This is a genomic window from Aminobacter ciceronei (genome assembly GCF_014138625.1).
GTDB lineage: Bacteria > Pseudomonadota > Alphaproteobacteria > Rhizobiales > Rhizobiaceae > Aminobacter > Aminobacter ciceronei.
The window spans coordinates 155,052-161,794 of sequence record NZ_JACJHY010000013.1; the positions used below are offsets into that span (position 1 = coordinate 155,052).

Here is a 6,743-nt window from a genome sequence, read left to right on the forward strand (position 1 = left end):
CATTTATGACGGCCAGGACGAGGACCCGGCCGTGCGCCACGATGATCCAGTCAATGGGTCCCGGGTCTCGCTGCGCTCGCCCGGGATGACGGGTGTATCATGATGGCCGGCAGGCCAGAGGGGGTGCGAAGAATTGCGAGGTGGCAAACAAGTTTCGCGCGCCAGCATCGACGCCGTCATCCCGGAAACTGGAGCGCAGCAGAGGTTGTCCGGGACCCATTGGCTGGACCATCGTGTGGCACGGCCGGGTCCTCGTCTTGGGCTTCATGCGTTCAATCGCGACCCCACACCCCGGCCGTGCTCCACGATGATCCAGTCAATGGGTCCCGGGTCTCGCTGCGCTCGCCCGGGATGACGAAGCGTTGTCACCTCGTCTCCCCAGGGGGCGATCTGTAGCGTCCCCTACCCCCGCTCCTTCAGCAGCCGGCCCTTTTCGCGGTTCCAGTCGCGCTGCTTTTCGCTTTCGCGCTTGTCGTGCAACTTCTTGCCGCGGCTGACGGCGAGCAGCATCTTGGCCATGCCGCGATCGTTGAAATAGATCTTGAGCGGGATCAGCGTCATGCCTTCGCGCTCGATGTTCTGGGCGAGCCTGGCCATTTCGCGCTTGCTGACCAGAAGCTTGCGGCGGCGGCGTGTCTCGTGGTTGAAGCGGTTGGCCTGCAGATATTCCGGGATGTAGGAATTGATCAGCCACAATTCCCCACCCTCGAACGAGGCGTAGGAATCCTGGATATTGGCCTGGCCCAGGCGCAGCGCCTTGACCTCGGTGCCGCTCAGCACGATGCCGGTCTCGAGCGTGTCGAGAACCTCATAGTTGAAGCGCGCCTTGCGGTTTTCCGCGGCGATCTTGTTGTTGGGGTCGGATTTCTTGCCCTGGCTCATGACGTCGCTACTTTTCTGGTGCGTCCACCGATGCTCGGCCGCCGGGCACGCATCTCAGGATGGGAAAGCACTGCGCGCCCACAACCCTGCGCCAACAGCGCATCAGATCCCGGACGCCATGTGCTGACTGCCCTTCTCCCGAGGCACGAGCTCAACAGCAAGCCTCGAAGGACGCACAATTCGAAGAGCGCTTACATGGCTGCGAAGCGGCTGTTTCGCAACCCTTGGGCGCTCAGTTGATGAGGCCGGCAAATTTCATTGCCGCGTCGATCTTGTCGGCCGTCGACTGCTCGATCGTCACCAGCGGCGAACGCAGCACGTTCTCGATGCGGCCGAGACGCGACAGCGCATATTTCGCCCCCGAAGCGCCCGGCTCGATGAAGATCGCCTTGTGCAGCGGCATCAGGCGGTCCTGCAGCTCGAGCGCCTTGGCGTTGTCGCCCGACAGGCTGGCGTTCTGGAACTCGGCGCAGAGGCGCGGCGCGACATTCGAGGTCACCGAAATGGCGCCGACACCGCCATGGGCGTTGAAGCCGAGCGCCGAGGCATCCTCGCCCGACAGCTGGATGAAATCGGTGCCGCAGGTGATGCGCTGCTCGGAGACACGCTCGACCTTGCCGGTCGCGTCCTTGACGCCGGCGATGTTCTTGAAGTCATGGGCCAGCCGGCCCATCGTCTCCGGCGTCATGTCGATGATCGAGCGCGGCGGGATGTTGTAGATGATGACGGGCAGCGTCGTTGCCTGGGCAACGGCTGCGAAATGCGCATAAAGGCCGCGCTGCGTCGGCTTGTTGTAATAGGGCGTGACCACGAGCACGGCGTCCGCGCCAACGCTTTCGGCATACTTGACCAGACCGACGGCCTCTTCGGTGTTGTTCGAGCCGGCGCCGGCAATGACCGGCACGCGGCCACGCGCCACCTCGACGCACATCTTCACGACATGGCGGTGCTCGTCATGGGTCAGCGTCGGCGACTCGCCCGTGGTGCCGACCGGCACGAGGCCCGTGGTGCCCTCTGATATCTGCCATTCGACGAGTTCGCGAAAGGCTTTCTCGTCGAGACGGCCATTCTTTTCGAATGGTGTCACGAGCGCGGTAAGTGAGCCTCTCAGCATGTCGTCCAACTCCGGGAATCCTACGGTTTCGCAGCCTTTTCAATGTCGCCGGCTTTCTAGCCGAAAGCAGGGCCGCGCACCATAGTCTCGACACCAATTTGCGGCAAGTGTGGCCGCTGCCTATATCCAACCGAATCGAACGACCGCGCTAACCTTTCATTAACCCGCTCTTCACCACATGAACCTAGGCTCGAAAGCCCTGCTCCCGATCGTCACCCGCAAGGATAAGGAATGACCAGGATCATTCCGGCTGCCAGGCCGCATCATATCGCGCTGTTGAGCGCCTTCATCGCCCTGGCGCCCGTCCCCGCCGGCAGTTCGGCGCTCGACCCGCAGGCAACCTCGGCCATCCCCTTCGCCAGCATCGGCAAGGGTGACGCCGCCCGTGCCGCCTTCGGCACAATCGACCAGCTCAAGAGCGGGCTCGACGCGCTGTCGAGCGGCGATCTGGCGCAGGCGCGCGCGGTGCGTGACGCCCTGCCCGCGACAGCGCTCGACCGCCACATATTGATGTGGGCGATCGCCATCAATGGCGGCGACCAGGTGCCGAGTGCCGATATCGCCGCCGCAGCCCAGGCCCTGCCGGGCTGGCCCGGCCTTGCCACATTGCGCCGCAACAGCGAGCGCGCCATGGCGCGCGAAACGCCTGGGCCCAATATCGTGATTTCGGCCTTTGCCGGCAGCGAACCGCAAACCATCGAAGGTGCGCTTTTGCTCGCCCGCGCCCACAAGGAGCTCGGAAATGCCAAGGCGGCACTTGCGGTACTCCAGCCCTTTTGGCGCACCGAAAAACTGGATGCCAAATATGAGGTGGCGATCCTCAAGGATTTCGGCAACCTGATCCCCGCCGCCGACCATCGCATCCGCATGGAGCGCATGCTCTATGCCGACCGGGTCAATTCCGCCGCGCGTGTCGCCGAGCTCGCCGGGGCAAAGCCGCTGGCCGACGCCTGGGCTGCCGTCATCAAGGGCGACAAGAAGGCACAAGCGCTGCTCGATGCGGTGCCCGCAAGCCAGCGTTCGGCCGGCTATGTCTTTGCCAAGGCGCGCCTCTTGCGCAAGCAGGAGAAGTTCACCGAAGCCGCAGCCGTCATGCTGAAGGCGCCCAGGGATCGCGCCAGCCTGATCGACCCCGACACATGGTGGGTGGAACGCCGCGTGCTGTCGCGCGAACTGCTCGACGAGGGCGACGTCAAGACCGCCTACCGGATTGCCGCGGCCCATTCGGCCGGAAACGCGACGAATGCCGCCGACGCCGAATTCCACGCCGGCTGGTATGCGCTGCGCGGCCTCAACGACGCCAAGCTGGCATCAGGCCATTTCGAGCGCATCGCCAAGATCGCCGGCAGCCCGATCTCGCTGTCGCGCGCCTATTATTGGCTCGGCCGCAGCGCCGAAGCCGGCGGTCCCGGCAATGCAAAGGACTATTTCGCCCGCGCCGCAACCTATGGCACCAGCTTCTACGGCCAGCTTGCCGCCGAACGCATCGGCCGCAAGGCGCTCAATGTCGTTTATCCCGCGCCGACTTCGGCCGACCGCCAGGCCTTTGCGCAGCGTGAGGCGGTCAGCGCGATCACCCGGCTCGAGGGCGCGGGTTATGCCGCTTACGCCGAGATGCTTTATCGCGACCTCGCCTCTCAGCTGAATAGCCCGGGCGAACTCGCGCTTCTCGCCGTCATGGCCGAGAAGCAGGACAACCATTATCTGGCGCTGCGCGTCGGCAAGATCGCCGCCCAGCGCGGGCTCGACGTCGGCGCCCTGTCGCACCCGATCGGGGTCATCCCCGGCTCGGCCAACATTTCGGGCTCCGGCAAGGCGCTCGCCTATGCGATCGCGCGCCAGGAAAGCGAGTTCAAGGTCTCGGCCGTCTCGAGCGCCGGGGCGCGCGGCCTGCTGCAGCTGATGCCGGGTACAGCAAGGGATCTGGCGAAGAAAGCCGGCATGGCGTTTTCGCAGGAGCGCCTGACGTCGGATGCCGGCTACAACGCCACACTGGGCGCGAGCTTCCTCGGCGAGCAGCTCGGCCGCTTCAACGGCTCCTACGTGCTAACCTTCGCCGGCTACAATGCCGGCCCGCGCCGCGCCGACCAGTGGATATCAAGATATGGCGATCCGCGCGGCAAGGATGTCGACACCGTCGTCGACTGGATCGAGCGCATCCCCTATGCGGAGACGCGCAGCTACGTCCAGCGCGTGATGGAGAACTATCAGGTCTACAAGATGCGGCTGTCGGGCAGTTACGACATCAATGGCGACCTGGTGAATGGCCGCTAGGCTTGCCCAGGCAGGTCTCGGTGCATCCAGCCACATTGCGGCGTCACCCCCGCAGATCGGCGGCGGGTTTGACCGCGCCCCATGGCTTCGTTAGCTAGGTCGGGCCGACACGAGGCCGTGTCGGGAGCGGAGAGGCAGCCTGATGACCGAAACGCAAGGCTTTGCGGACTTCTTCTACACCTCGCAGGACGGGCTCAGGCTGCACGCACGACTCTATGGCGCCGAGGCTGGTCACGAAGATACCGCTCGCCGCGGCAAGCGCCCGGTCGTCTGCCTGCCTGGCCTGACCCGCAATGCCAGGGATTTCCACGAGCTGGCGCTTCACCTCGCCAATTCAGCCGAAAACCCTCGCCGAATCATATGCTTCGACTATCGCGGCCGGGGACGGTCAGCCTATGATCCGAACTGGCAGAACTATAATGTCGGCATGGAAGCGACCAACGTCATCGCCGGCCTCGACGCCCTCGGCATCGGTGAGGCGGCCTTCATCGGGACGTCGCGCGGCGGGCTGATCATCCATGTGCTGGCGATGATGCGCCCTGCCCTGATCAAGGCGGTCGTGCTCAACGACATCGGCCCGGTGATCGAGACGGCAGGTCTTGCCCATATCAGGTCCTATCTGGAAAACGCCCCCCGCCCCGTTGATTTCACCGATGCCGTCCAGATTCAGAAGGCGCTCCATGGCGAGGCGTTTCCGGCGCTGTCTGATACCGACTGGCACCGCTTCGTCCACGCCATCTATCGCAACGAGGCGGGTGTGCCCGTCGCCGATTACGACCCCGCCTTGCTCAACACCGTGCGGGCGCTGGATCTCAGCCAGCCGCTGCCCGATCTCTGGCCGCAATTCGAAGCGCTTGCATCCGTGCCGGTGCTGACGATCCGCGGCGCCAACTCGCGGCTGCTGTCGGCAGAAACCATTGATGAAATGGGCCGACGCCATCCGCGCCTTGAAGCGGTCACCGTCGACGGACAAGGCCACGCACCGTTGCTGGAGACGGGAAACCTGCCGGCGACAATCGCCGCCTTTCTGCGACAAGCAGAGGCGAAGGCTGTGAAAGCCTGATCGGCGGCGGGGCCGACCGAATATCGGGCTGGCTTCGCCGCCAGATTGTCGACTTGCCATAGAGCACACAACGAACAGGCATGGTTGGAGCAAACTGGCAACGGTTCGCCCTGCACGCTGTGATGCGTCACCCGACCACCGCGACAAAACGAAAAAACCCGGCGGTTGCCCGCCGGGTTTTCCCTGGATCAGCCTTGTGAGCTGATTAGAACGAAGCGTCGAGACGCAGGAAGCCCGAGAACGAGCCGTCTGCATAGTTGTCGCCATCGTCGTAGTTGACGGCGAGCTTGGCGTTCAGGTTCTCGACGACCTTGTAGTCGACCACAGCGCCGATAGCCCAGTCGTCCTGGCTGTTGACGAAGTCGTCGCCGAAGAACTGACCACCAGCACCAATGCTCAGACGGTCATTGACGGTGTACTTGGCGTAACCGCCGACCGACCACTCGTAGCCGAAGCTGTAGAAGCTGGGGCCGGAGTTGTAGGTTGCCAGAGCTTCCAGGGTCAGAGCGTCGGTTGCCTTGAACTTGGCGACGGCCTTCAGGCCGTACTCTTCAGCGGTCGCATCGTAAGCGGCGAACAGGTCGACCGAACCCCAACCCTGGGCGATCGACAGCTTGCCGGCGACGTTCGGGGTGTAGTCGTAGTCGTAGTCGGCCTCTTCGAGTGCCACCGACGCTGCGATGCCGTTGCCGGCGTCGAAGGTGTAGCGAATCGAGTTGATGAAGTCGCCGCCGCCGCTGTCGAACTCGCCCGAAAGCGCGCCATCCCACAGGGTGTCGTTACGACCGATCATCAGGCCGCCGAGTTCGAAGTAGGCGTAGCGAATCCACACAGCCGTATCATCGTATGCCGACTGGTTCTGGAAGTGCAGCTCGATGAAACGACGGAACGTGCCGTATTCGGTCTCCGAACGCGCGTCGAGGTTCAGACGAGCAGCAGCCGTCTTGCGCCAGCCATCATCGTTGTCGTCCCAGTCGATCTGGTAACGAACGAGGCCGCCGACCTTAAGGCAGGTCTCGGTGCCGGGGATGTAGTAGAAGCCCGCGCCGTAAACGTCGCAGATGCGGACATATTCCATGGGTTCCGGCTCAGCGACGACGACAGCGTCGGCCGCACGAGCGCCGGAGACTGCGAACAGAGCCGCAGCGGAGCCGAGAAGAAGGCTCTTAATGTTCATTTTCTGACCTCCAGTCAGAATCGCGGCTGGAGATCGAGGAATTCAGGCGGAAAGCCATGAAAATCCGGCTTCACCGCGCGCAATGGCGCCGCAAGCGATTGAAATAGCTGAAGGTTCTGAGATCTGAAAGGGAAGGTAGCTGAGCGACCCGAGACATAGGTGACGTTTCGTACCGGACACATGGGTAACACTTTTGGCTTTTGGCCGGAGGTGTTGATGCCGTGGAAGGAGAG

6 protein-coding genes are annotated in these 6,743 nt (G+C 63.6%); 2 read left to right on the forward strand and 4 right to left on the reverse strand.

Annotation, left to right across the window (positions count from 1 at the left end; genetic code table 11):
* Nucleotides 1–402 precede the first annotated feature (402 nt).
* Both smpB and dapA read right to left on the reverse strand, forming a co-directional pair.
* Nucleotides 403–882, reverse strand: a complete 480-nt coding sequence (gene smpB, locus HNQ95_RS15280; RefSeq protein WP_067964246.1) for an SsrA-binding protein SmpB — start codon at nucleotides 880–882, stop codon at nucleotides 403–405.
* 232 nt (nucleotides 883–1,114) lie between these two features.
* On the reverse strand, nucleotides 1,115–1,996 hold the full coding sequence (gene dapA / locus HNQ95_RS15285; RefSeq protein WP_182574377.1) for a 4-hydroxy-tetrahydrodipicolinate synthase: 882 nt from the start codon (nucleotides 1,994–1,996) through the stop codon (nucleotides 1,115–1,117).
* A gap of 231 nt (nucleotides 1,997–2,227) precedes the next feature.
* Here dapA and HNQ95_RS15290 point away from each other — a divergent pair, with 231 nt between their 5' ends.
* Both HNQ95_RS15290 and HNQ95_RS15295 read left to right on the forward strand, forming a co-directional pair.
* A complete protein-coding gene (locus HNQ95_RS15290) occupies nucleotides 2,228–4,270 on the forward strand; it encodes a lytic transglycosylase domain-containing protein (protein ID WP_182574376.1) in 2,043 nt (680 codons plus the stop codon).
* Nucleotides 4,271–4,412: 142 nt separating this feature from the next.
* Nucleotides 4,413–5,333 carry an alpha/beta fold hydrolase gene (locus tag HNQ95_RS15295; RefSeq protein WP_182574375.1) on the forward strand — a complete coding sequence of 307 codons (921 nt, stop codon included), beginning with the start codon at nucleotides 4,413–4,415 and terminating at the stop codon, nucleotides 5,331–5,333.
* A 205-nt stretch (nucleotides 5,334–5,538) separates the two neighbouring features.
* Here the strand turns inward: HNQ95_RS15295 and HNQ95_RS15300 are convergent, their stop codons facing one another.
* Both HNQ95_RS15300 and HNQ95_RS33425 read right to left on the reverse strand, forming a co-directional pair.
* Nucleotides 5,539–6,510, reverse strand: a complete 972-nt coding sequence (locus tag HNQ95_RS15300) for a porin (protein WP_067964249.1) — start codon at nucleotides 6,508–6,510, stop codon at nucleotides 5,539–5,541.
* Nucleotides 6,511–6,524: 14 nt separating this feature from the next.
* The coding region (locus HNQ95_RS33425; protein ID WP_210283776.1) for a hypothetical protein at nucleotides 6,525–6,743 on the reverse strand (219 nt) is incomplete at its 5' end.

Coding starts and splice junctions, on each gene's coding strand:
- dapA (WP_182574377.1), bottom strand. CDS start 1,996: ATGCTGAGAGGCTCACTTACCGCGCTCGTGACACCATTCGAAAAGAAT.
- HNQ95_RS15300 (WP_067964249.1), bottom strand. CDS start 6,510: ATGAACATTAAGAGCCTTCTTCTCGGCTCCGCTGCGGCTCTGTTCGCA.
- HNQ95_RS15290 (WP_182574376.1), top strand. CDS start 2,228: ATGACCAGGATCATTCCGGCTGCCAGGCCGCATCATATCGCGCTGTTG.
- HNQ95_RS15295 (WP_182574375.1), top strand. CDS start 4,413: ATGACCGAAACGCAAGGCTTTGCGGACTTCTTCTACACCTCGCAGGAC.
- smpB (WP_067964246.1), bottom strand. CDS start 882: ATGAGCCAGGGCAAGAAATCCGACCCCAACAACAAGATCGCCGCGGAA.